The following is a 23324-nucleotide window of genomic DNA, read 5'->3' as shown; positions in this document are numbered from 1 at the left end:
CCCGCACCGAGCTGGGTACGGGACCCGTACAGCGTGTCGGTCAGCCGAGCTCGTCGAGCACCCGCGCGACCACCCGCTCGGTGCTCAATCCGTACCGGTCGTGGAGGGTCGGAAGCGCGCCGGCATCGAGGAACCGGTCGGGCAGACCGATGGGGACGACCCTTTTTCCCAGACCCGCCCCCACGACCGCCGCAGCGACGGTTTCGAACAGCCCACCCACGACGGTGTGGTTCTCGAGGGTGACCGCCAGCCGGTCGGTGTCGATCTCCGCCAGTACCGTCGCCGCATCGAACGGCTTGATGGTGGGCGTGTGGACCACCCCGACGTCCACATGGTGGGTGGCCAGCACGTCCGCCGCCTGCAACGCCCGCATGGTCATCAGCCCGCTGGTAACGAAGACGACGTCGTTCCCGCCGCGCAGCACCTTCGCCTTGCCGAGTTCGAAGCGGTAGTCGTACTCGTCGAGGACGGTGGCGACCTTGCCCCGCAGCAAGCGGAGATAGGTGGGCCCCTCACTCGCGGCGAGCTGCGGCACGGCCTGTTCGATGTCGATCGAGTCGCACGGATCGACGATCGTCAGGTTGGGCATGCCGCGGAAGATGGCGATGTCCTCGGTGGCCTGGTGGCTGGGTCCGTATCCGGTGGTCAGGCCGGGGAGTCCGCCGACGATGTTGACGTTGAGGTTCGGCTCGGCGATGTCCAGGCACAGGAAGTCGTAGGCCCGGCGGGCGGCGAACACCGAGTAGGTCGATGCGAACGGGATCAGGCCGGTCTCGGCCATGCCCGCCGCGGCGCCGAAAAGCAACTGCTCGGCCATGCCCATCTGGAAGAACCGGTCCGGGAACGCCTCGGCGAAGATGTGCATGTCGGTGTACTTCGCGAGATCGGCGGACAGGCCGACGATCCGGTCGTCCTCCTGGGCCGCCGCGACCAGCGCGTGACCGAACGGTGCGGCGGTGGTCCGCTGCCCCGGGTCGACGAAGGAGGCGATCATCGCCGAGGTCTTGAGCTTGGGAGCGGTGGTGGTCATCGGACGTCCTCGCGGTTGTGGCCGGCGGTCAGCTGGTCGCGGCAGATCTGCCATTCGTCTTCGTCGATGCGCATGAAGTGCGCCTTCTCCCGGGTTTCGAGCAACGGAACGCCCTTGCCGACGCGGGTGTCGCACAGGACGATCGCCGGGGATCCGGTCGGGGCGGCCTCGGCGAGGGCCGCATCGAACGCGTCGAGCAGCGCAGCGGTGTCGTTGCCGTCGACCCGGTAGGTGCGCCACCCGCAGGCCGTCCATTTGTCGTGGACCGGTTCCGTGCTCAGCACTCCGCGGGTGGCGCCGTCGGCCTGCAGTGCGTTGATGTCGACCATCGCAATGAGGTTGCCGAGCCGGTGGTGGTGCGCGCTCATGGCCGCTTCCCAGGTCGACCCTTCGTCGAGTTCGCCGTCCGACAGGAAGTTGAAGACCCGTGCCGGCGAATCCTGGTGACGCAGGCCCAGTGCCATGCCGACCGCGATCGGAAGGCCGTGGCCGAGCGAGCCGCCGGAGATCTCCATGCCGGGGGTATAAGTCGACATGCCCGACATCGGCAGGCGCGAATCGTCCGAGCCGTAGGTGAGCAACTCGTCGTGGGAGATGATCCCCGCCTCCGCGAGCGCCGCGTACAGGCCGATGGCGTAGTGGCCTGTCGACAGGAGGAACCGGTCGCGGCCGTCCCAGTGCGGGTCGTCGGCGCGGAAGCGCAGATGGTCTCCGTAGACGGTGGCGAGGATGTCCGCGGCGCCGAGCGCCTGGCCGACGTAGCCCTGGCCCTGTTCCTGGCCCATGTCGATCACGTTGTGCCGGAGTCGGTAGGCGAATTCGTCGATGGCGGCGAGTCGCTCGTTCCGGGTCGGGGCGATGTCGGGACGGGGATGCGCTGTGGTGGTCACAGAAGTTCCTTTTCCTTGGTGCTCGATGCCGCGGCGGTCCCACCGGACAGGGGGCCCCCGGGGCTATCGGAAGGGTGTGAGTTCGACCGGCCGGCCTGATCGGCGAGACGACGCTCGGTCGGTCCCCAGGTCTCACGGGTGACGAGGGCGCAGACGAGACCGACGAGGCCGTAGAAGCTGAAGAGCAGGGCCGGGCCGATCCAGCCGAAGGCGAAGTAGAGCAGCGCGGTGATGAACGGGGTGAACCCGGAGACCATCGCCGAGATCTGGTAGGCCAGCGATGCGCCCGAGGCGCGGCGGGCTGCCTGGAACAGTTCGGGGAACCAGGCGCCCTGCGCTCCGGCAAGGGCGTTCTGGCAGACGGCGTACGCGATCACGACGGTGGCCAGGATCAGCACGAACGTGCCGGTGTTGACCAGGAGGAACATCGGGACCCCGAAGAGGGCGGCGAACGCGCAGACTCCGAGATACACCGGGCGGCGGCCGATACGGTCGGTCAGGGTGGCCCAGCCGATCGTGGCGAAGATGCCGATCGCCGAGGCCACACACAGCGCCAGCAGGGTTTCCGATTTCCCGGCGAGGCCGTTCTCGTGCAGGTAGGAGATCATGTAGGTGATCGAGACGGCGTAGCCGGCGGTTTCGGCCACGCGCAGGCCGATGCCGCGGAGGATGTCGCGCCAGTCCTTCTTGACGGAGTCCAGGATCGGGGAGGCAGCGATCTCGCCGCTGTCCTTGACGTCCTCGAAGACCGGGGACTCGGGCACCTTGGACCGGATGATCAGTCCGACGACGACGAGGACGATGCTCGCGAGGAACGGCACCCGCCACGCCCAGTCGCCACCGAGGTGGACGCTGAACAGGAATACGAGGTTGGCCAACAGCAGCCCGACGGGGAATCCCGCTTGGACGATGCCGGTATAGCGGCCCTTCGATTTCCACGGCGCGTGTTCGTAACTCATCAGGATCGCTCCGCCCCATTCGGCGCCGAAGGCGAGTCCCTGGATGATGCGGACGGTCACCAGCAGCGCCGGTGCGACGAGACCGACCTGGCCGTAGGTCGGAAGCAGGCCGATGGCGAAGGTGGCCAGGCCCATGACGATCAGTGAGGCGACGAGGACCGGCTTGCGCCCCACCTTGTCTCCGAGGTGGCCACCGAGGATCCCCCCGAGAGGTCGTGCGGCGAATCCGACGCCGAGGGTGGCGAAGGCGGCGAGGGTTCCGATGACGGGATCACCGCTGGGGAAGAAGGCCGTCCCGAAGTACAACGCTGCGGCGGTGCCGAAGCCGATGAAGTCGTAGGTCTCGATGACGGCGCCGACAGAGGAACCGATCGCGACGCGTTTGGCGTCCTTGGTGCCCTCGACGGGACCTCGCATCTTAAGAGCTTCTGTGCTCATGAATTTCTCCTTGCGGACCGAGAATACGGCCGCTGGTGCGACGGGGAAAGAAGATGTCGACTGTCAACAGTGAGCCCAGTGTGAGCGCGGCCACCCCCTCATGTCAACTGTCAGTAGGCAACGGTTGACTGTTGACAGTCAGCACAGTTAGCGTGGTCCCCATCACCTTCCAGGAGGTTCTCGTGTTCCACGATCGGCTCGGCTGCTCGACGATCAGCTTCCGCCACCTAGACCTGCCCACGGCGCTACGAACCATCGCCGGCCTGGGCTTCACTGAGATCGATCTCGGCGCTCTACCCGGAGTCTGCGATCACGTTCCGTTCGTGCTCGACGCGGACGCCGTCGATCGGGTCGCCGACGACGTGGCAGCCTCGGGCCTGCGCGTCCGTAGCGTCAACGGCGACATCGGTGACCTCGACGCGCCGTTGACCCCCGAAGAACAGGACCGGCGGGATCACCATCTCGACCGGTTGCTGACCCTCACCTCTCGCATCGAGGCACGCGCCCTGGTGCTGCCGTGCGGACACCTCGACGACCGGCCGATACGGTCCCTCGACGAAGACCTCGACACCGTCGCGGCACAACTCGAGCGGGCACACGTGCGGGCCCGGGACTTCGGGGTGGGCCTGTGGACCGAATCCCTCCACGTCCACCGACTGTGCTGCGACATCTCTCGCGCCGCCCGGCTGACAGCACGACTGTCCCCCGGCATCGGCGTGGTGATGGACTTCAGCCACATCGTCGCCTCGGGCGGAGATCCCATCGATTTCGTCGACCTGTTCGCCTCGCGCATCACGCACGTCCACCTCCGGGACGCCGTGCCCGGAAACATCAAGCTCAGCATCGGCAACGGGCACGCCGACTTCGCCGGCGGCCTCGCCGCCCTCGACGCCCGCGGGTACACCGGGCATTTCGCCCTCGAACTCGAGACCCGCGACATCACCGACCCCGAGCGACCCGAAAGTGCCTCTCGGGCAGCTCGATTCGTCACCACCCTTATCCCCTGACCCAACCTTCAAGGAGAAAACCCATGTCCTCGATCCGACGCACCGCAGTCGTCACCGGAGCGACCTCCGAGCGCGGCATCGGCCTCGCCACCGCCCGTCGCTACGCCGAGGACGGCTGGGCCGTCGTCGTCCTCGATCTGGACGGTGAGAAATCCGCCAAGGTCGCCGCCGAGATCGGCAGCGAGTACTCCGTCCCGTCCTTCGGACACGAGGTCGACGTGGCCGACGAGGCGTCGGTACAGGCAGCGCACGATGCCGTCGCCGCGGAAGTCGCCGCGGGAAGCCTCCCGCCCGTCGGAGCGGTCGCGAACATCGCCGGCATCACCTCGCCGGTGCCGTTCCTCGAAACGAGCCTCGAACTGTGGAACAAGGTGATGGCCGTCAACGCCACCGGCACCTATCTCGTCACCCGGGTATTCCTGCCGGGCATGATCGAGAACGGATGGGGACGCATCGTGAACATGTCGTCGGTCTCCGCCCAGCGTGGCGGCGGTGTCTTCGGCAAGGTCCCCTACTCGTCGGCGAAGGCCGCGGTCCTCGGATTCACCAAGTCCCTCGCCCGCGAGCTCGGCGACTGCGGCGTCACCGTCAACGCGGTCACCCCCGGCGCGGTCGACACCAGCATCCGCGTCGGCAGCACCCCGGAGCAGGAGGCCGCCATCTGCCGCGACGTTCCCATCGGACGCACCGCCACCACCCGTGAGGTGGCCTCGGTCATCACGTTCCTGTCGTCGGAGGACGCTGCCTACCTGACCGGTACGACCGTCGACATCAACGGCGGCAGCCACATGCACTGACCACTCCGTCCGGTGTCCGCTCATGCACCCTCGTGGTCGGACACCGGACGGCACCGTTTTCACTTCGGTCGCCGGACGAGCACCATGACAACAACGCCATTCTTCGCCCCATTCGGTAGCAGCCCCGACGTGGAACTGCAGCCGTGGCAGTCGCGCGCCGACTGCCGTCTCATCGATCCCTCGATCTTCTTCCCGCCGGACGACGAATCGCGCGGGATGCGGCAGCGCCGTGAACGGACGGCGAAACGGATCTGCACGTCGTGCCCCGTCCGCATCCCCTGCCGCGACTACGCGCTGGAAACCCGCGAACGTCACGGGATCTGGGGAGGAACATCCGAATCGGACCGCCGCAGGGGAAGACCGACCTCGGACCGCGCTCGGACAACTCACACACTCGGGATGAATCCATAGGGTGAATTCGTGGCCGAGCGCCACTCCCCTGGTGAAATGCAGTGTTCGCCGCTGTGTTCATATCGCGGAAGCACTGTCGCCGTATCGATCCCGGCCTATACTCGCGCAATGTTGATCATCGGAATCATTCTGTTCGGACTGCTCGTCGGCGCGGCGGCACAGCTCATCGTGGGCAGGTCCGGAACCGGGATCGACTGGACGCTCGCGTTCGTCGCGGGCGTAGGGGGTTCGTTCGTCGGTGGTCTGCTCATCAGCCTTCTCGCAGGTGACGGACTCGAACTGCGTCCCAGCGGGATCATCGGCTCCCTCGCCGGCGCGATCATCGTGACCGCCGCCTGGTCGGCCTGGAAGGCACGGTCGCGTCAGGCCTAGCATCCTCGGTCCACCGTCGTTCCGGGGCCCGAGCGCTGCCGCGCTCACTCGTCGGCATCACCGTCGAATCCGCGCCGTGCTTCCTCGATGCGAGGGAGGTTAGTCGACGCCCACAGCAACAGAGCGTCGATCGGTTCGCGCACCGTCTTCCCCAGCGGGGTGATGCGGTATTCGACCGCGACGGGACGGGTGTTCACCACTCGACGTTCGACGATTCCGTTGCGTTCGAGTCTGCGCAGCGTGGTCGTCAGGGATTTCTGCGTGACCTCGGGAACCGCGCGCCGCAGTTCGTTGAAGCGACGCGGCGCCTCGCACAATTCGGTGAGCACGCTCAGGGACCACTTGTCGAGGATCTGTCCCAACAGTTCCCGGTGGGCGGCGACGGCGAGCAGATCGTGGTAAGCGGTATCCGACATGAAACCTGGTTTCGTTGAAGTGACTTCCAGCTAACAAGTATAAATCGGATACCACTCGGTTCCGATCCCAGGAGAAGTTCGTGCCCGTCACCTTGTTCAGTCCCGAAGGCATGCTGCCGAACGCGCCCTACCACCACGTCGCCGTCTCCACCGGCACACGACAGGTCCACCTCGCCGGACAGGTCGCACACATGCCGGACGGCTTACCGATTCCTACCGACCTGGCCGGTCAGGTGTCTCAGGCACTGCGCAGCGTCGCACGAGGCCTGGACGGAGCCGGCGCAACCTTCCGCGATGTGGTGCGCCTGACCTTCTACGTCACCGACTGGCAACCCGAGAAGATCGAACAGTTCATGGCCGGCGTGCAGACCGTCGCACAGGAGATCGATCTGCCCGATCCGATGCCGCCGGCATCGCTGATCGGTGTCGCGGCACTGTATGAACCCGCGGTGCTCGTGGAGATCGACGCCACTGCGATCCTCGGGGAGTGAGCGTCGTGTGTCAGGCCGCACAGACCCCGAAGACCGGGAACCCGTCGTCGCACGCAGTGGACCGGAACGCCACCCGAACTCGGGCGTCGGCGCATTCGGGGAACGATCCTTCGATCTTCGAGTAGAGCCACGGCCCGTCGTCGAGTTCGACGATCGCGAGGGTGACCGAGCTGTCGTCCTGCGCGCCGACATCGAGCGGCTCGACGACCTTCCAGGACACGATCGAGCCGGTGCCGGAGCAGCTGGCGGACTCGAGGTTCTCGCCGCCGCAGGAGGAGCAGCGCGCTGCCTCGGGAGCGAGAAGCGTCGTACAACTCCCGCAGCGCAGGATCGTCATGCAGTTCTGCGTCGCGTGGGGCGCCATCGCGGTCCTTCCGTCAACGGAGAATCTCCGAGCCACGAAGTGGTCCGCCGTAGAGGGGCGGGACCCCCGACGGGCCGATGACGTGGCTCCGAGCATCGGCCCCTATACGAAGGTAGGTCGGCCCGGGACCTTTTCCATCGGTACGCGAGCACACAGATCGCGGGGCCCGCTGGTCGCGGCGCACAATATCGAGCCTTTCGGTCGGGCTACTGGTGCTACCGAATGCCACTTGGACGAGCCCCCGAGATACGCCGATGAAGTGCGGATTCACCCTGTTCGGACGTGATCCGGCTCGCATCGGCACTCAGTGCCATGATCGGACACTGTGCGCGCGACCCGAACCATCACGGAAACAGTGTGCAGCCGTACCGGTGAACCGAGGGACGTTCGTCCTTACCGTGGAAGACGGCGGCACCCGCTTCGCCGGGTCCACTCGCCGCTGCTCGACCGTCCCCCCTTCGTGGATCGACCGGTCGTAGATATCCCACCGGTTGTGAGGAGCCATTTCCCGTGACGACCGCACGTGACGTGCGCGCACCCTTCGTTCCGCGCGATCTGCCCACGCCTCGGCCGCCGCACTCCCCCATTCGCTCGGCTCCGGTCCGCCGACGCGACTTCCCCGGGTCGAGCCGTCAGTCCAAACTTCTGGCGCAGGCGATCCGCACGTCGGTACGTCCACTGCTCGGGTTGTGGGGCCGTTCGACGACGCTGCCCTGGCCGACGGGTCTGCTGGACGCCGCCGGAGCGTTGCTCCCCGCGATCGAGGGGACGGTGTGCGCTCCCGTCCGGTTGCCGAACTGCACAGGTTCCTGGGTGGAAGGCCCGAGAACGGGATTCGATCGTGTGATGCTCTATCTGCACGGCGGCGGCTTCCTGTGCGGCGGGATGCGCAGCCACCTCCGCCTCGTCTCGCGGATCTCCGATGCCGGCCGCACCCCCGTGCTCATGGTCGACTACCGAATGTTGCCGAAGCACTCGATCGACGACGCCGTCGACGATGGTGTCGAGGGTTATCTCTTTCTGCTCGCCGCCGGTTACCGGCCCGAGCAGATCGTGATCGCCGGTGATTCCGCCGGCGGTTATCTGGCCTTCATGGTGTCGCTCGCGTTGCGGGACCGAGGCGTGCCGGTGCCGGGAGCGATCGTCGCCCTGTCCCCGCTCACCGAGCTGGATCCCGCCCGCAAGCTCGGTCACTCCAACGCCGCACACTGCGCGCTGCTGCCCGGCAACGCACTCGAAGCGCTGGCCGACCTTGCAGGACCTCGCGGGGAGTCGGGACGGATCTGCCCCGCCGACGCGGATCTGTTTGGCATGCCGCCCACGCTCATCCAGGCCGGCTCGCACGAATTGTTCCTGGTGGACGCGGAGTCGATGGCCGACCGTCTCGCCGACGCCGGTATCGCGTGCGAACTGCAGGTCTGGGACCGGCAGGTACACGTTTTCCAGGCCGCCGCGGATCTGCTACCCGAAGGAGTCCGCGCGATCGGCGAGATCGGACGGTTCGTTCGCAGCGCCGTGCCCGGCTCCCGATAACAGGCCGTCATCCGGGCGAAGGTGGACCTTCCGAATCGGGCGCGAGCACGGCGGCGCCGAGCCAGTGGCACAGCGCGAGCGCGTTCTCGAGGTCGAGTCGACACTCGCGGACACTGTGCCCGATCTGCTCCTCCGCCTTGCTGATCCGGTAGGCGACCGAATTCCGGTGCAGATGCAGCTTTTCCGCGGTGGCGACGAAACTTCCTCCGCTGGAGAGGAATTCCCGCAGCGTGTGCCGCAGTTGCGCGGCGGCGGGATCGTCGGCGGCGAGCCGGCCGAGCACATCCCCCACCCAGCCGCGGGCCCACTCGAGATTCGTGCACATCAACGCGACCGCGCCGACCTCGTCGATCGAGACGAGACGCGGACCCGGCAGAGCCGATGTCAGAGCCACCTCCCGCGCCTGCGCCGCCTGCCGATGGGTGCGGACGAAACCGTCGATCCCCTCCTGCGGCGCGCCGACGGCGACACCGACGGGTCGCTGCCATGCCGCGACGATCCCGGACAATCCGCTCGGGTCGATGCGATCGACCGTGCCGAGCGGGATCCATGCCCAGGCGGTGTACTCGTCGAACTGCTCGAACAGCACCCGACCTCCCCGCCCGAGATGTTCGGCCAAGGCCGTCACTGCCTGCTCGAGGCCGTTCCATTCGGTGCCGGACCGGTCCCCGCCGACCACCTCGATATCGTCCGTCCAGACGATCACCCCGAGGTGGTGCTGGCCCAGCCGGTAGCCGAGGGTGCGCTCGGCGTCCCCCACCTCGATCGGTCGTCCGGCCAGGATGTCCTGGATGCGGGCGGTCCGGGAGGCGTTGCGGTTGAGCAGCCAGGTGTCGCGCTCGGTCTCGTAGACCCCGAGCAGCTTCTGCGACACCCCGTCGATCCCGGCGGAGAGTTTCATCAGGATCTCCACGCCCGCCTGCATCACTGCCGCGGCGTCGTCGCTGAGTCCCGCCAGCACCTCGAGGCACCAGCGCATGATGCTGTCCTGCGCGAGCCGGTTGCTGCGGTCGACCACCGAGACCGGGAATCCCTGCCGGGCCAGCATGCGCACCAGTGAATAGGACGCCGCCGGGATCTCGATCTCGGCAAGATCGTCCCGCAGGAACCGGGTGATGGCTGCGACACCCTCCTCCGCGGCCTGGGCGAGGGAGCGGCGGGTGTGGCGGTCGGTGGACATCGCCTCGATCTCGGCCGAGATCCGCTCGGTCATGTACTGCGTGATCTCGGCCTGCCGCGTCGTCGACAGGTCGGCGACCGCCTCGATCAGTGCACGCGTGGCGGGTCCGGGATCGCCCACTCTGTGGGTGTCCGGTCCGATCTCGTGAGGATTCATCGTGTCCGATTCCGGAGGCTGCGGCGTCTGTCCGGGTGCACTGCCCTCGCCGAGCGCACCGCCTCGACCGTAACGGCTCGGGGCGGGCCGCCGCCGCGGATCGGGGCGTCCATCGGGCAACGATCGTGCCGACACTCACGCCGGGTGTTGTCCGGACCCGTCGGTTGCGCCGCCTAACCTGTCACGGTGAGTGAATCAGGCCGAGCGCGGTTCGGCGCGATGGAGGACGCGTTGGTGCGGGACGACCGCCTGCGCCTCTTCTCGTTCGCAACGGCCGAGAAAAGGGTGCACTACCTGTGGGTTCTGCGCGCATTCGATCATGCGCGCGGCAACTACTCGGTGCTGCTGCACGCCGGCGACGTCGAGAACGTCCTCGCCCGGCTCCCGGGAGCGAGCAGCGACGACGTGCCCGATTCCTCCGAGATCCCGGCCCTGCTCGAGCAGCTGCACGCGTGGGGTGTGCTCGAACGCAGCTACGACGGATCCCGGGCGGCGACGCTCGCCGAGTACCGCAACCGGCACTACGTCTACCAGTTCGGGCAGGCCGGTTACCGGGTGTTCCGCGCCGTGGAGGACGTGCTGTCCTCCCGTGGGGAGGACGTCTCGCTGTCGCGTCTGGCCCTCCCCGATCTGCTCGCCGACCTGAACGATCTCGCCGATGCGAACGCGGCCGGCGACGGCGAACTGGTCTACCGGAAGTTGAGTCGCCTCGACGCGACGCTGTCGGACATGGCCGAGCGCGCTGCCCGTTTCTATCTCGTCCTCGGCGAGCTGCTGCGCACCACCGAGGTCACCCCGGAGACCTTCCTCGCCCACAAGGACGCGCTGCTCACCCACATGCGTGAGTTCAGCACCGATCTGGCCCGCTACGCCCCGAAGCTTTCCGCGGCGCTCGACCGGGTGCAGGCCACCGGGGTTCAGAAGCTCACCGCGGCCGCGGCCCGGCACGACGAGCGGGTGCTGCTCTCGTTCGAGGAACGCGAAGCGGACTGGGCGCAGCGCTGGTGGGGCATCGAACACTGGTTCGTCGGTGTGGGCTCCGAACCGAGCGAATCCGAACGCCTGCGCGGCGCGACCATCAACGCGATCTCCGCGGTGCTCGGGCTGCTGCGCCGGCTCACCGAGCAGCGTCGTGGGGGTGTCAGCCGCGAGTCGCAGCTGCGGCATCTCGCGGGCTGGTTCGCTGCCGCGCCGTCCGAGGAGGCCGCGCACGCGCTGTTCGATGCGGTGTTCGACCTGGGGCGGCCCCGACACTTCTCCGTCGCCCATCCCGATGCCGACATCGTGCCGGTCACCCGGTCGTGGTGGGACGCGCCTCCCGTGGAGATCGCCCGCACCCTCGCCGAGACCGGCCGGCGCCCCGCAGCGGGAGCGCCGGGGCGGATCCAGCGCAACGACGCCGGAGTACGGCGGCTGCGCGAGGCGCAGCTCGAGAAGCAGCGTCGCCGGGCCGAAGCGGCGCGCTCCCTCGCCGCCGGAGGTGTGCGCGAACGGAAACTGAGTGAACCGGAAGCCGAGGTGCTGTTGAGCTTGCTCGACGCCGCACTGTCGGCCCGGGTGCCCGTGAGCGGCCGGGTGCGCAGCGACGATGCCTCCTCCGGTACGCAGAACGGCGTCAAGCTCACCCTCCGACCGAGCGGCGAGTCGACGGTGGTGCACACCGCGCGCGGGCGCCTGTATCTCGACGGCCTGTCGGTGGAGGTGCGATGAGGGTCCGTTCGATTCCGTCCGTCGAGCTGGATTCGTATCAGCGCGCCGCGCGGCTGGTGCTCACCCACCATCTCGTCACCGCGACCTTTCCCGACCGGTCGGCGCTGGCGACGGTGCGCCGCTGGGCCACCGAGCTGCGCGAGGATCTGCTCGCCACCTTCGGGTACCGGCTCGAGGTCACCGAGACCACCGCGCGACTGTTCACCGTCGCCGATCGCCTCGACGCGGGGGCAGGCACGTCGACGCACACCGGCCGGCCGTTCGACCGGCGCCGCTATGCCTATCTCGCGTTGGCGATCGCCGCGCTCGGTCGCGGCGCCGGGCAGATCACGCTGTCCGAACTCGCCGAGCACGTCGCGTCCGAGGCGAGCCGGGTGGACGGTGTCGAGCTCGATACCGAGCGTGCCGCCGATCGTGATGCCTTCGTCGATGCCGTGACCTGGCTCGGCGTGCGCGGCGCGATCACCCTCGCCGACGGTGATGCAGGCAGGTGGGCGAGCGATCCCGACAGCGGTGAGGCGCTCTATGACGTCGACCGTGCGGTCGTGCACGCCCTGTTCCGACCGCCGCGGGCGTTGCAGCATCTCGAATCGGTTCGCGGTCTGCTCGGCAATGCCGGTGCCCCGCACTCCGATACGGCGGAGGTTCGGCGGCGGGTGCGACGCGCGCTGGTGCAGCGTCCCGTGGTATACGCCGACGATCTCGACGACGACGAAGCGCTGCAGTTGGCGTTGCCGCGCACCACCGACGAAGTGGAGTTGCTCACCGGCCTGATCTGTGAGCGTCGCGCCGAAGGCGTTGCGCTGGTCGATACCTCGGGACGGTTGTCGGATGTGCGGTTCCCGAACACGGGAACGGTCGCGCAGGTCGCGCTGCTGCTGGCCGGGGAGATGTGCGATCGCGTCCTCGATCCCGACGCCCCCGCTCCGCCACGGATGCCGGTGCCCGCACAGATACAGGACGTCCTCGTCGCGGCGGTCGATTCCGCGATCCCGAGGTCGACGGTGTTCACCCCGCTCGCGGCGTCCGACACCCCGATCCCCGACGAGCAGGAGCAGGACGACGACGCTCGCGCTCCGCTCGAGCATCCACTGCTCGAGGATTCGTGGCTGGCGGGCACGGTCGGTCGCCTCGTCGACATCTACGGCCGGACCTTCGCCGCGCAGTGGCAAGCCGACCCCGCGGGACTGGCCGAGGCCGCGGTGGACATGCTCGATCGGCTGCGCTTGGTGGCCCGGGTGCCCGGCGGGGTGCTCGTCCTGCCCGCGATCGCCCGCTTCCGCGGCGTGACGGTCAGTGTGCGCGAACGGGATCCGGAGATCGACCTGTTCCCCGCGACCACCCCACCGACAGTTCCCGCCCCCGATACGACCACGACGGAGATCTCATGAGCAGCGCCCGATTCCGCCCCACGCGTGCCGGGATCATCAATCTGTGGGATTACCGCGACCAGGAGTTCTCGTTCGCCGACGGGCGATTGGTGCTGCGCGGGCCGAACGGGTCGGGCAAGACCAAGGCGCTCGAGGTGTTGTTCCCGTTCGTGCTCGACGGCCGGATCGAACCTCGACGCCTGAATCCGTTCGCCGGCGAGGAACGCACCATGCGCTCGAACCTGCTGTACCGCGGGCAGGACAGCGCCCACTCGTACGTGTGGATGGAGTTCTGTCGCGGCCGCGCCGACGACCCGGAGGCCGTCACCGTCGGTATCGGGATGCGCGCCACCCGCGGCAACGACAAGGTCACCCGCTGGCATTTCGTCGTCGACGGCCGTGTGGGAGTGGACTTCTCGCTGCTCGACGACGAGGATCGCCCGCTCACCCGCAAGCAGCTCGTCGATCAGATCGGAGCCGACGCGATCGCCGATCGTCCCGTCGACTACCGGGCCGCGATCGACGCGCGCATGTTCGGGCTGGGCGCGCAACGCTACGACCAGCTGATCAACCTGATCCTCACGCTGCGCCGCCCCCAACTCGCCAAGAACCTCGACCCGAAGGGCCTGTCGCAGGCGCTGACCGACGGCCTTCGCCCCCTCGACGACGATCTCATCGTCGAGGCCGCCCGCTCGTTCTCCGCGATCGAGGAGGTCGAGCGCACCCTCGAATCCCTCGCCGCCGCCGACGATGCGGCGCAACAGTTCGTCAAGGTGTATTCGAAGTACATCCGTCAGCAGGCGCGCACCGCCGTCGACAAGGTCGCCACCCGTCTCGGGGTAGTCGACACCGCGGTCCGGTCGCTGTGCGAGGCGACCGAAGCCCGCACCGAGGCCGCCGCCGCCCGCACGGCCTCCGAGGAACAGCTCCTGGTGGCCGAACGCGACCACGAACAGGCCCGCACCACCCTCGAAGCATTGCACCGCTCCAGCGCCTACGAGGGCAAACAACAACTCGACGACCTCGCGTCCGCGGTGAAGAACCTCGAGCGCACCACCGCCGCACAGGCCGAGCAGGCGAACCGCGCCCAGGCCGTCGTGGCCGACCGGCTCCGCGACCACGACAGCGCCCGCGACGCCCTCGAAACGGCGACGGCGGCACGTCGTCGCGCCGAGGACGGACTGAGTGCGGCCGCCGAGGACGCCGGCATCACATGGACCGGCCTCGACGGCATCGAACGGACCGAGCAGCTCAACGCCGCGATCGACGCGCTCGCCGAGGAACGCGACGCCGACGTGCGCGCGGTGCGCAACGCACTGTCCCAGCTCGACGGTGCGACCGCCGCGCGGTCGCGGGCCGAGGCCGCCGCGGTGCGTGCCCGCGCGCAACGCGACACCGCGTCGGCCGCGGTGGAGGCCGCCGAGACCATGGTCGAGCTGTCCCGCAGCGAGGTCGCCGCCGAGCTGGGCCGGTGGTGGTCCGATCGCGCCGAGACCTTCGCCGCCGTGGGTGTGTCCACTCCGGCCTTCGAGGCGCTCGACACCGCATTCGGCACCGTCGGTCAGGACGATGCCCCGTCCCCGGCAGCGGTGTTCGCCGATCACACCGGGCCCGTGCTCGACGACCTGCGGTTCCGGCGTCGCGTGTGCGCCTCGGAGATCGAGTCGCTCGGCACCCGGATCGCCGAACTCGAGACCGAACGCACCGCCGTCGCGGCCGAACGCGACGACGCTCCCCCGGCGTTCCCGGCTCGCACCGGCAGCCGCGACGATCTCGTCGGCGCGCCGCTGTGGCAGCTCGTCCGGTTCCGCGACGACGTGTCGGCGCACGACGCCGCCGGTATCGAAGCGGCCTTGCAGGCCGCGAACCTGCTCGACGGGTGGATCACCGACGGTGCCGGCGACCTGCCGGACATCGAGTCGGAGCAGTTGTTGGTTCCGCTGGCGCCCGAGCACCGCCCCAGCGGCCCCACGCTCACGGATGTGCTCGTTCCCGAATCCGACACGGCCGTGCCCGAGGAACGGGTCGCCGCGGTGCTGTCGTCGATCGCGTGGGCCACCGATCCCCGTCCGGACGCGCGGGTGTCGGTCGATGCGCACGGCGGGTTCCGTCAGGGAGTGCAGCTCGGTCGCCACGTCAAGGAGCAGGCCGAGTTCATCGGAGCCACCGCCCGCGCCCGGCGCCGGCAGCGTCGCATCGTCGAACTCGAGACGACCATCGCCGAGTGCCGCGCCGACGTGGAGTCGCTGCGCGAGCAGGACCGCGAGATCGGCGACCGGATCACGGCACTCGACGAGGCCGCGAAGTCGTTGCCGCGCACCGGATCCGTGCTCGCGGCGCTGCGCAAGGTCACCGAATGCGCCGGCGCGTTGCGGACCGCATCCGGATCCGCGGCTGCCGCCGATCGCGACCTGGACCAGGCGATCGCCGCGGTCGCCACCAAGGAGCAGCACCTGCGCTCGACCGCCGGCCGGCACCGGGCGCCGCTCACCGCGACGGAACTCGACAGTCTCGACGCGGCCGTGCGGCACTTCCGTTCGCAGGGCCAGGCCCTGCAGCGCGCCCTGCGCGAGCAGGTCACCTGTGGTGATCGCCTCCGCGACACCGAGGTTCGGCTCGACGAGGCGCGGGTCTCCGCCGAGAATGCGGCCGAGCTCGCGGCGGAGAACGCCGAGACGCTGGCCAACGAGCAGCAGAAGCTCGAGACGCTCCGCGAGTCGATCGGGGCGAGCGCCGACCGGATCGATGCCCAGCTCGACGAGGCCCGGCGCCGGATCGAGGTGGCGAAGACCGCCGAGCGGACCGCACGTAAGGCCCACGAATCGGCGCTCGAACGGATCGGCAAGGCCGAGGCCGCCCATACGGGCGCCGAGCAGACGCTGCGGTCGGCGCTCACCGAGGCCCGCGCCGACGCCGATGCCCTGGCGCCCTTCGCCCGGCGCGACCTGCTGACCCTGCTCGGCGTGGAGAGCGAGCACGTGTGGCCGTCCAGCGCGGCCGCGTGGCTCGACGCCGATCAGCTGGCCTACCGGATCCGGCAGTCCCCCGACGACACGGTCGACGTGCTGCCCACCGCGGTCCTCGCGTTGTTCCGGGCACTCGACGCCGCCACCGAGTCGGTCACGGCCTCCGAGTCGACCCGCAAGTCCACGGCCTCGGCACTGACCTCCGCACTGCAGGAGTTCGACGCCGAACTCGCCCGGGGCCGCGACTACCGGCTGCACTGGGATGCCGCCGACGGCATCACCGTCGTGCAGGTGCAGGACGAACAGGGTTACACGTCCGTCGCGGCGTTCGCGCAGCGCATCGCGCGGGCGCGGCAGGAACAGGAAACTCTGCTCACCGACTCCGAACGGCGCATCCTCGAGGACGCACTGCTCACCGGTCTCGCGCAGCAGATCCACGAACGCACCGTCGACGCCCGCGACCTCATCGCCCGGATGGGTACCGAGATGCGGCAGCGGCACATGTCCTCGGGCAACACCATCGGGGTGCACTGGGTGCTCGCCGACCATCTCGACGAGCCGGCGCGGGCGGTGTGCAAGCTTCTGGACCGCGACGCGTCGATGCTGGCTCCGGAGGATCTGGCGGGGATCCGCGCGCATTTCGCGTCGCGGATCCGCGCGGAGCGGGCTGCGCATCCGGAACGGTCGTACCCGGAGATCCTCGCCGCGACGCTGGATTACCGCCGGTGGCGGGTGTTCTCGTTCAGTCTCGTCGGTTCGGACGGCAGCGAGGACCGGCTCACCCCGGCCCGACATTCGGCGCTGTCCGGTGGCGAGCAGTCCGTCTCCCTGCACCTGCCGTTGTTCGCCGCAGCGCACGTGATGCTCGATTCCGCCGACCCGCATGCGCCGCGTCTGCTCGCCCTGGACGAGGCCTTCGCCGGCGTCGACGACACCGGCCGCAGCGAATTGCTCGGTCTGTCCGTGCAATTCGACCTCGATCTGTTCATGACCGGTTTCGACCTGTGGATCACCTATGCCGGCGTGCCGGGTTGTGCGCACTACGATCTGTCGCATTCGGTGGCCGAGCACACCGTCGCCACCACGCTGCTGGTGTGGTCGGGTGGCGAACTGCTCGCCGAGCACGACGGGTCGGATCTGGAGAGCGCGCTCGGATCTCCGCGGACCCGGCGGGTGACACGTCCGGTGGAGGGGGCCCTCGAGTTCGCCTGATCGTGACGACGGTCACTGCGGCGTGTTCCGCCTCGATCGGGGCTTTCACCTGCGTCGCGGTCCTACGATCCGAAGATGACGAGGCTTCGGGTATCCAGACTCATCGTCGGCGTTGCGACCGTGGCCGGGCTACTGCTGGGCACGAGCCCCGCGGCAGCGGCACCGGAGCCCGGCGCGCGGGTGACCGCGTCGCCGGACGGTTTCGCGCTCGACGGTCGGGCCTGGTGGCCCACCGGGTTCAACGCCTACCAGCTCGCCACCGACTGGTCGGTGAACTGGGGATGCGGAGCGATGGTCGACCTCGATGCCTATTTCGGTGCACTGCCCCCGAATTCGCTCACCCGCTTCAACCTCTTCCAGGCGCTGGCCGTCAACCGGTTCACCGGGCAGCTCGACTTCGGACCGATCGACGCGGTCTTCGCGGCCGCCGAAGCGCACGATCAGATGCTGTTGCCGGTCCTGGCACCGCAGGACGGCGCGTGCGAGGACGAGGTCTTCAAGGGACGGCAGTGGTACGTCGACGGGTGGACCGAATTCACCCCGGGTCACGAGCGGGTGGTGATGAGCTACCGCGACTGGATGCACACCGCCGTCGCCCGCTACCGGAACTCCCCGTCCCTCGCGGCGTGGGAGCTGATCGGCGAACCGGAGACGAGTTCGTGCACCGACGCCGCGTGCCAGTGGTGGACCCGGTCGTGCGAACCCGGCGCCGCGCAGGTGCTGCGCGACTTCTTCGACACGGCCGGCGCCGAACTGCGCGCCGTCGACCCTCGCACCCTGATCACGGCCGGTTACACCGGGGGTGGCCAGTGCGGAACCCAGGGTGACGAATACCAGTTCGTCAGCGCCTCCCCCTATGTCGATGCCGTGCAGTACCACGACTACGGTGCCGACGCCGTGCCGTTGCCCGGCGATCAGTGGAACGGCCTCGCCCGGCGGGTCGCACAGGCCGCAGCCGTCGGAAAGCCGTTGCTCGTGGCGGAGATCGGCGAACTCGCCGGGTCCTGCGGGGCGCTCGGTGACCGCGCCGACCACATCACCACGAAGATCGAGGGCCAACGCGCCGCCGGCACCGCGGGTGCACTGCTGTGGGCGTTCGTGCCCGACCCGAGGGAAGGCGACTGCACCTACGACATCGGATTCGACGACCCACTGTGGGATGTGGTCGAGAATCTCGGGTCCCTCGAACCCTCCGCCCTCCCCAACGCGCAGTTCTCTCCATAAGAGCAGTCCTCACACGTCGACGGTGAAGCCGAGGTCCACATCGCAGGCAGCCTGTCCGGCGCGGATCCCCCAACTCTCGGTCGGGATGTCGCGCACGATCACGGTCACGTGGTCGGCGGGGATCGCGAATGCGCCCAGCCGCTCGGTGATCTCGCGGTAGAGGTGACGCTTGGCGTCCACGCTGCGCCCGGCGAAGCAGTCGACGATCACGAGGGTGTAGAGCTCGGGCGAGGTCAGGGTCGGCGGCACCGCGAAGCGTCCGGGTTCGTGAACCACGAGCCGGATGTGCTTGTCGGCCGCCGGGATTCGGAAGGCGGCGACGAGCGCGTCGTGGACTGCGTCGATCATGCCGGTCTCGACGTCGCGGTCGTGGCGGGTACGAACCTCGATGAGCGTGCTGGGCATCCGACACTTCTACCCGTCGGAGGACCGCTGCGCAATGGACAGAGGCGGAATTCATCTGCGGACGGCCGAGAAGCTCCTCCGCCTCTCGCTGGGGACGGCCGCGGGCTCGCCGCTGGTTCTCCGGTGTCGCCGGAGGTTGCCCACGCACACCCGACCCACGAGCGCGGGATGCATCAGATGTCCGGGCGGATCCATCAGGCTGCTGACCCGAAGGAATCGGTCGACGACCACGGGATCGTTCTCGGCGGCGGCCAGGACCCGCGCCACGTACGCGTTGCCGAGCCGGGTCTGCACGCTGCGGGGTCCTTCGACCTCGGGTAGCGCCAGGTCGGAGCCGACGGCGAGCTGCCACGCAGCACCGATCGGTTTCGTTGCGGCCCGGAAGAACCTGCGGGACAGGTCGTCCTCGCCGCGCCGCAGGCACTCCCGCAGCGACATCGCTTCGACAGCGGCGACCGTCATGCCCTGACCGTAGATCGGGTTGAAGCTGCAGATCGCGTCGCCGAAGACGAGCAGCCCGTCCGGGAAACGGTGCATCCGTTCGTAGTGCCGCCACTGGCTGGATGGGAACTTGTGCTGTGCCACCTCGCCGAGGGGTTCGGCGGTACGGAGCGCGGCCACGACGTGGTCGGGTGCGTACGCCTCCACGGCGGAGATCATGCCGTCCAGGCTCGGTGGCGGTTCGCGACCGGCCATCGCAGCGACCGTGAACAGCCATGTGTCGTTCTCGTAGCCGAACAGCGCCATGCCCGAGGGGCGTCCCGGTACGGCACCGATCAGCACCATCTTCTCCATCGGTGTGCCGGGCGCGAGTCGCAGCAGTTGGCTGCGGTACACGACGTGGACGACGACGTGCTCTTCGGCAGGCCGCCCGTAGCCGAGTTTCTCGAGGCCCGCCGGGGTGCGGGCGCCCCGTCCCATCGCGTCGACCACCAGATCCGCCGTCATGGTCCGAACACCCTCGCGGCTGCCCACTTGCACCCCGGTGACCCGGCAGCGGTCGGGTGTCGTCGCCAGGTCGCCGACGTTATGTCCGTCGAGGAGGGTGATGTTCGGGATGGCGCGGACGCGTCGCCGGACATGGTGTTCGAGCAGCGGCCGACTCGGCACGTAGGTGGCTCGGCGGTCGCGGAACCGGCCCGAGGATGCCAGCCGGTGCCCACCGAGGACGAAGTGCATCTCCGACAGGTCGCCGTCGGCGATCACCGGTGCGCCGTCGGCGATCAGTTCGTCGAGGATGCCGGGGAACAACTCGTCCATGGTGCGGGCACCGCGGGCCAGGAGCCCGTGGCCGTGCCGCCCCTGCGGTACCCCGTGACGGTTCTCTGCACCGGACGGGAGGACGTCGCGTTCGACCACTGTCACCACGTCGTAGGACTCGGCCAGCGCGCGGGCCGTGAGCAGACCACCGACGCTCGCGCCCAGAACGATTGCGTGGTCACCGATCTTGTTCATCTCGTCATCTCCGTCGTCCGATCGACTGTCGCACTTCGTGCCTGTACACGAAGTCTGTGGTGGCGATCGTCGACGGTCGCGAGTAGCGCACTACTCGATTCGGAATCCGGTTGCCCGGCCGCGGCGTCGCTGCTTCGATCGGTGCCATGAGCGACCGCACGCGCCTGACCCGCAAACCTGAACGCGGCACCGACGATCCAGCGGTGCTGCACCGCCTCCTCGACGAGGCCCGCATCGCGCACGTGGGTTTCGTCCGCGACGGATCGCCCGTGGTGCTGCCGATGGCCATGGGCCGCGACGAGGACCGGTTGCTGCTGCACGGCTCGACCGGCGCCGGCATGTTCCTCGCTGCGCGGTCCGGAATCGAGGTGTCGGTCGCGGTGACGCATCTCGACGGGCTCGTCTTCGCCCGGTCGGCCTTCGACCACAGCATGAACTACCGCAGCGCCGTGTTGTTCGGCGTGGCCACACCCGTCGCGCCGGGCGAGAAGGAACACGCATTGAAGGTGGTGACGGAGCATTTGATTCCCGGTCGGTGGGACGAGGTCCGGTCGCCGACACCGAAGGAACTGGCCGCCACCACGGTCCTGGAACTGCCGCTCGCCGAGGTGAGCGTGAAGGTCCGGGCAGCCGGGCCGGGAGAGGACCCCGGGGACGGTGACGACCACTCCGTGTGGGCGGGAGTGGTGCCGTTGCGTACCGTCGCCGGCGATCCGATCCCGTCGCCGATCACCGGGTCCTCGACCGCGCTGCCCCGCTCCGTGCGCGCGCTTCTGTGACATCGAACGGACTTTCCGTTGTGACATCGAACGGACTTTCCGTTGTGACATCGAAGGGATTTTCCGTCGTGTCCGCCCCCGAATCCGACATCGGTGATGAAAGGATGCCCGCGTCGGGGGAACAGATCGGAGTCGCCGCGAGTGCCATCAACGTCCGTGTCCGTGAAAGCCGCACGCAAGCGGCTCGGTGAGCTGGTCCGGGAGGTCAACGACGACACCGTCGCCGTCGAGATCGTCGGCAAACGCGGCACGGGCGTGCTGATCTCTCAGGACCGCTACGCGGCGCTGCAGGAGGCGACCTTCCTGCTGCGTTCCCCCGAGCTCATGGACAGCTTGCGCCGGGAGATGCAGCGGGTACTGCTCGAGGCCGCCGCGCCGACCGACGAACCGCGCCCGGCCCCCGCGCGCCGGCGCACGAAGAACAAGAAGAAGAAACGCAAGAAGCGGCAGCGTTCCCGCTGACCTTCGCGATGCGGGAGGGTCGTCAGCCCGTCGTCCACAGCAGTTCCGGACGGATCGATCCCATCCCGTACATCTGCACGCCGTGCACGCCGTCGCCGAGGACCGCGGCCGGGGCGGTGCGGATGTACCACACGACGGGGTTCAGGTCGACGATGCGCTGTTGCGCGATCTCGTAGGCGGCGATACGCGCGTCGAGATCGGCCGCGCGTCGCCCCTCGTCGATGGCAGTGTTCAGTTCCGCGTCGTCGATGCCGGTGAAGTTGCCGGTCGAGTCGCCGTGAAAGTTCGACCACAGGGCGGTATCAGGATCGAGGATCGTGGCCGAGGTGATCGCGACGTCGAAGTCGTAGGTGTTGAGCCGCGGCAACGCCGAGGCGAATTCGAGGACCTCGACCCGGACGTCGACACCGTCGAACGCGCTCAGTTGGGCCTGCACCGCTTCGGCGACTGCCTTGTTCTCGACGGAGGTGTAGGCCAGGAAGGTGAACGACACCGGTCGGCCCTCCGCGGCGAGTTCGTCGAACAGCTCCTGCGCGGCCTGCGGGTCGTGGGCCGGGACCGCGATGTCGGTGTGGAACGGTGACGACTCGTCGAAGAGGGTGCGCGGGAGTTCCGCGCGTCCGGCGAAGACGACGTCGTTGAGCGCGTCGATGTCGATGGCGAGGGCGAGAGCGCGTCGCGCTCGTTCGTCGTCGAAAGGCGCCCGCCGGGTGTTCAGGGCGAGGAACTGCCCGCCGCCCGTCGGCTGGACGAGAGTGCGGAGCCCGGCGTCCTCGGCGCGGCCGAGTGACGCCCAGCTCCCCTCGACGGCGACGCCGGCCTCCCCGGCGATCACCGCGTTGATCCGCTGGTTGGTGTCGCCGTTGTGGATCAGTTCGATGCCGTCGAGATAGGGCGCCGGTTCGTATCCGGGGTTGCGTTCGAGGATGATCCGGTCCTGCCGCCGCCACTGCGTCATCGTGAACGGACCGGCCCCGACGGGTTGTTCGTCGAACGCTTGCCGGCCGCCGTCGAGTGCGGCCGGGGAGGCGATCCAGTTCAACCCGCTCCACAGCACGGCCTGGCCGTAGTGCGGGTTGGGTGCCCGCAGCGTCACCCGCAGCGTGAGCGGGTCGGTGACCTCGAGTGCCTCGATCTGTGATGCCTGGATCAACGACGGCGAGCCCGCGGCGGGGTCGCGCATCCGGTCCCAGTTGTGGCGGACGGCCTCGGCGTCGTAGGCGGTGCCGTCCGTGAAGGTGATGCCCTCACGCAGTGTCAGTTCGAAGGTGGTGCCACCGTCGGTGGTGTCGAACGATTCCGCGAGGACGGGGCTCGGATCGCCGGTCTCGGGGTCGTTGACCAGCAACGTGCCGTACAGGGCGTTGCCGATGAGACTGTTGGAGACCCAGGCGTTGACGAGGGTCGCGGGATCGAGCGAACGCGGCTCCCCGCCCTGGACGATGCGCACCGTCCCACCGTGGACCGGGTCACCGACCTCCGCGTCCGCCGTGGCCACGGAACCATTGCTTCCGCAGGCGGTGAGTACCAGGGCCACCGACACGGCCGCGGCAACCGCCGAAATCGTGCGTCGGGTTCGACGACGTAGGTGGTGCAGCATCGGGACTCCTTCACCGGCAGTGCCTGTGGCAGCGGGACTTCGGGGTGGAATATCGGTTGCGGTCGAAGCCTGGCCACGACCGGATCGAAACGATACT

21 protein-coding genes are annotated in these 23324 nt (G+C 68.8%); 12 read left to right on the top strand and 9 right to left on the bottom strand.

The window, feature by feature from the left end:
- Positions 1–40: 40 nt before the first annotated feature.
- The 3 genes from C6Y44_RS12510 to C6Y44_RS12500 are packed head-to-tail and all read right to left on the bottom strand — an operon-like array spanning position 41 to position 3317.
- Positions 41–1030, bottom strand: a complete 990-nt coding sequence (locus tag C6Y44_RS12510; protein WP_159418343.1) for a transketolase family protein — start codon at positions 1028–1030, stop codon at positions 41–43.
- Positions 1027–1920: a transketolase gene (locus tag C6Y44_RS12505; protein ID WP_159418344.1), complete on the bottom strand. Its 894-nt coding sequence runs from the start codon at positions 1918–1920 to the stop codon at positions 1027–1029. Before C6Y44_RS12505 ends, C6Y44_RS12510 begins: the two co-directional genes overlap by 4 nt.
- The gene (locus C6Y44_RS12500) at positions 1917–3317 is read right to left on the bottom strand and encodes an MFS transporter (RefSeq protein ID WP_159418345.1); all 1401 of its coding nucleotides are present in this window, start codon (positions 3315–3317) and stop codon (positions 1917–1919) included. Before C6Y44_RS12500 ends, C6Y44_RS12505 begins: the two co-directional genes overlap by 4 nt.
- A 152-nt stretch (positions 3318–3469) precedes the next feature.
- Between C6Y44_RS12500 and C6Y44_RS12495 the strand changes: the two genes are divergently transcribed.
- From C6Y44_RS12495 to C6Y44_RS12480, 4 genes are all read left to right on the top strand, one after another.
- The gene (locus tag C6Y44_RS12495) at positions 3470–4324 is read left to right on the top strand and encodes a sugar phosphate isomerase/epimerase family protein (protein ID WP_225623791.1); all 855 of its coding nucleotides are present in this window, start codon (positions 3470–3472) and stop codon (positions 4322–4324) included.
- A 23-nt stretch (positions 4325–4347) separates the two neighbouring features.
- Positions 4348–5121: an SDR family NAD(P)-dependent oxidoreductase gene (locus C6Y44_RS12490; protein WP_159418346.1), complete on the top strand. Its 774-nt coding sequence runs from the start codon at positions 4348–4350 to the stop codon at positions 5119–5121.
- A gap of 84 nt (positions 5122–5205) precedes the next feature.
- Positions 5206–5532 (top strand): WhiB family transcriptional regulator, encoded by a 327-nt coding sequence (locus C6Y44_RS12485; protein ID WP_159418347.1) that lies wholly within the window; start codon positions 5206–5208, stop codon positions 5530–5532.
- A 108-nt stretch (positions 5533–5640) separates the two neighbouring features.
- On the top strand, positions 5641–5904 hold the full coding sequence (locus C6Y44_RS12480) for a GlsB/YeaQ/YmgE family stress response membrane protein (protein ID WP_159418348.1): 264 nt from the start codon (positions 5641–5643) through the stop codon (positions 5902–5904).
- A gap of 44 nt (positions 5905–5948) precedes the next feature.
- Here the strand turns inward: C6Y44_RS12480 and C6Y44_RS12475 are convergent, their stop codons facing one another.
- Positions 5949–6320 (bottom strand): winged helix-turn-helix transcriptional regulator, encoded by a 372-nt coding sequence (locus tag C6Y44_RS12475; protein ID WP_159418349.1) that lies wholly within the window; start codon positions 6318–6320, stop codon positions 5949–5951.
- A 110-nt stretch (positions 6321–6430) separates the two neighbouring features.
- Between C6Y44_RS12475 and C6Y44_RS12470 the strand changes: the two genes are divergently transcribed.
- Positions 6431–6811: a RidA family protein gene (locus C6Y44_RS12470; RefSeq protein WP_404817799.1), complete on the top strand. Its 381-nt coding sequence runs from the start codon at positions 6431–6433 to the stop codon at positions 6809–6811.
- A gap of 10 nt (positions 6812–6821) precedes the next feature.
- Here C6Y44_RS12470 and C6Y44_RS12465 read toward each other — a convergent pair whose 3' ends face one another.
- Complete coding sequence (locus tag C6Y44_RS12465; protein WP_159418351.1) at positions 6822–7175, bottom strand: Zn-ribbon domain-containing OB-fold protein; 354 nt, start codon at positions 7173–7175, stop codon at positions 6822–6824.
- Positions 7176–7760: 585 nt separating this feature from the next.
- Here C6Y44_RS12465 and C6Y44_RS12460 point away from each other — a divergent pair.
- Complete coding sequence (locus C6Y44_RS12460) at positions 7761–8708, top strand: alpha/beta hydrolase (protein WP_404817798.1); 948 nt, start codon at positions 7761–7763, stop codon at positions 8706–8708.
- A 7-nt stretch (positions 8709–8715) separates the two neighbouring features.
- Here C6Y44_RS12460 and C6Y44_RS12455 read toward each other — a convergent pair whose 3' ends face one another.
- Positions 8716–10044, bottom strand: coding sequence for a PucR family transcriptional regulator (locus tag C6Y44_RS12455; RefSeq protein ID WP_159418352.1), 1329 nt, complete (start codon positions 10042–10044; stop codon positions 8716–8718).
- Positions 10045–10263: 219 nt separating this feature from the next.
- Here C6Y44_RS12455 and C6Y44_RS12450 point away from each other — a divergent pair, with 219 nt between their 5' ends.
- The 4 genes from C6Y44_RS12450 to C6Y44_RS12435 all read left to right on the top strand — a co-directional run bounded on the left by C6Y44_RS12450 (position 10264) and on the right by C6Y44_RS12435 (position 18526).
- The gene (locus C6Y44_RS12450) at positions 10264–11754 is read left to right on the top strand and encodes a TIGR02677 family protein (RefSeq protein WP_159419230.1); all 1491 of its coding nucleotides are present in this window, start codon (positions 10264–10266) and stop codon (positions 11752–11754) included.
- Entirely contained in the window at positions 11751–13145 is a 1395-nt protein-coding gene (locus tag C6Y44_RS12445; RefSeq protein ID WP_159418353.1) for a TIGR02678 family protein, read from the top strand. The genes C6Y44_RS12450 and C6Y44_RS12445 overlap by 4 nt, the downstream gene beginning before the upstream one ends.
- On the top strand, positions 13142–17302 hold the full coding sequence (locus tag C6Y44_RS12440) for a TIGR02680 family protein (protein WP_159418354.1): 4161 nt from the start codon (positions 13142–13144) through the stop codon (positions 17300–17302). Before C6Y44_RS12445 ends, C6Y44_RS12440 begins: the two co-directional genes overlap by 4 nt.
- Before the next feature lie 75 nt (positions 17303–17377).
- On the top strand, positions 17378–18526 hold the full coding sequence (locus C6Y44_RS12435) for a glycoside hydrolase 5 family protein (RefSeq protein WP_192378859.1): 1149 nt from the start codon (positions 17378–17380) through the stop codon (positions 18524–18526).
- 9 nt (positions 18527–18535) lie between these two features.
- Here C6Y44_RS12435 and C6Y44_RS12430 read toward each other — a convergent pair whose 3' ends face one another.
- Complete coding sequence (locus C6Y44_RS12430; protein ID WP_192378858.1) at positions 18536–18931, bottom strand: tautomerase family protein; 396 nt, start codon at positions 18929–18931, stop codon at positions 18536–18538.
- A 51-nt stretch (positions 18932–18982) separates the two neighbouring features.
- Entirely contained in the window at positions 18983–20386 is a 1404-nt protein-coding gene (locus tag C6Y44_RS12425; protein ID WP_192378857.1) for an FAD-dependent oxidoreductase, read from the bottom strand.
- A 146-nt stretch (positions 20387–20532) separates the two neighbouring features.
- Between C6Y44_RS12425 and C6Y44_RS12420 the strand changes: the two genes are divergently transcribed.
- Together C6Y44_RS12420 and C6Y44_RS12415 are read left to right on the top strand one after the other, a co-directional pair.
- On the top strand, positions 20533–21165 hold the full coding sequence (locus C6Y44_RS12420) for a pyridoxamine 5'-phosphate oxidase family protein (RefSeq protein ID WP_192378856.1): 633 nt from the start codon (positions 20533–20535) through the stop codon (positions 21163–21165).
- Positions 21166–21327: 162 nt separating this feature from the next.
- Entirely contained in the window at positions 21328–21627 is a 300-nt protein-coding gene (locus C6Y44_RS12415; RefSeq protein WP_263869921.1) for a type II toxin-antitoxin system Phd/YefM family antitoxin, read from the top strand.
- Between the two features lie 22 nt (positions 21628–21649).
- On the opposite strand, the gene C6Y44_RS12410 is transcribed toward C6Y44_RS12415, so the two are convergent.
- Positions 21650–23125 carry an ABC transporter substrate-binding protein gene (locus C6Y44_RS12410; protein ID WP_318653678.1) on the bottom strand — a complete coding sequence of 492 codons (1476 nt, stop codon included), beginning with the start codon at positions 23123–23125 and terminating at the stop codon, positions 21650–21652.
- Positions 23126–23324: the final 199 nt, after the last annotated feature.

Source organism: Rhodococcus rhodochrous (assembly GCF_014854695.1).
In the GTDB taxonomy this organism is placed as follows: Bacteria; Actinomycetota; Actinomycetes; order Mycobacteriales; family Mycobacteriaceae; genus Rhodococcus.
Note: the sequence above shows the minus strand (reverse complement) of the source record. Positions and strands in the feature narration are given on the sequence as shown.

Bases quoted from the DNA above. Each gene is read 5' to 3' on its own strand.
- C6Y44_RS12510 (WP_159418343.1), bottom strand. From the start codon at position 1,030: ATGACCACCACCGCTCCCAAGCTCAAGACCTCGGCGATGATCGCCTCC.
- C6Y44_RS12500 (WP_159418345.1), bottom strand. From the start codon at position 3,317: ATGAGCACAGAAGCTCTTAAGATGCGAGGTCCCGTCGAGGGCACCAAG.
- C6Y44_RS12490 (WP_159418346.1), top strand. From the start codon at position 4,348: ATGTCCTCGATCCGACGCACCGCAGTCGTCACCGGAGCGACCTCCGAG.
- C6Y44_RS12485 (WP_159418347.1), top strand. From the start codon at position 5,206: ATGACAACAACGCCATTCTTCGCCCCATTCGGTAGCAGCCCCGACGTG.
- C6Y44_RS12480 (WP_159418348.1), top strand. From the start codon at position 5,641: ATGTTGATCATCGGAATCATTCTGTTCGGACTGCTCGTCGGCGCGGCG.
- C6Y44_RS12475 (WP_159418349.1), bottom strand. From the start codon at position 6,320: ATGTCGGATACCGCTTACCACGATCTGCTCGCCGTCGCCGCCCACCGG.
- C6Y44_RS12470 (WP_404817799.1), top strand. From the start codon at position 6,431: ATGCTGCCGAACGCGCCCTACCACCACGTCGCCGTCTCCACCGGCACA.
- C6Y44_RS12465 (WP_159418351.1), bottom strand. From the start codon at position 7,175: ATGGCGCCCCACGCGACGCAGAACTGCATGACGATCCTGCGCTGCGGG.
- C6Y44_RS12455 (WP_159418352.1), bottom strand. From the start codon at position 10,044: ATGAATCCTCACGAGATCGGACCGGACACCCACAGAGTGGGCGATCCC.
- C6Y44_RS12450 (WP_159419230.1), top strand. From the start codon at position 10,264: ATGGAGGACGCGTTGGTGCGGGACGACCGCCTGCGCCTCTTCTCGTTC.
- C6Y44_RS12445 (WP_159418353.1), top strand. From the start codon at position 11,751: ATGAGGGTCCGTTCGATTCCGTCCGTCGAGCTGGATTCGTATCAGCGC.
- C6Y44_RS12440 (WP_159418354.1), top strand. From the start codon at position 13,142: ATGAGCAGCGCCCGATTCCGCCCCACGCGTGCCGGGATCATCAATCTG.
- C6Y44_RS12435 (WP_192378859.1), top strand. From the start codon at position 17,378: ATGACGAGGCTTCGGGTATCCAGACTCATCGTCGGCGTTGCGACCGTG.
- C6Y44_RS12430 (WP_192378858.1), bottom strand. From the start codon at position 18,931: ATGCCCAGCACGCTCATCGAGGTTCGTACCCGCCACGACCGCGACGTC.
- C6Y44_RS12425 (WP_192378857.1), bottom strand. From the start codon at position 20,386: ATGAACAAGATCGGTGACCACGCAATCGTTCTGGGCGCGAGCGTCGGT.
- C6Y44_RS12420 (WP_192378856.1), top strand. From the start codon at position 20,533: ATGAGCGACCGCACGCGCCTGACCCGCAAACCTGAACGCGGCACCGAC.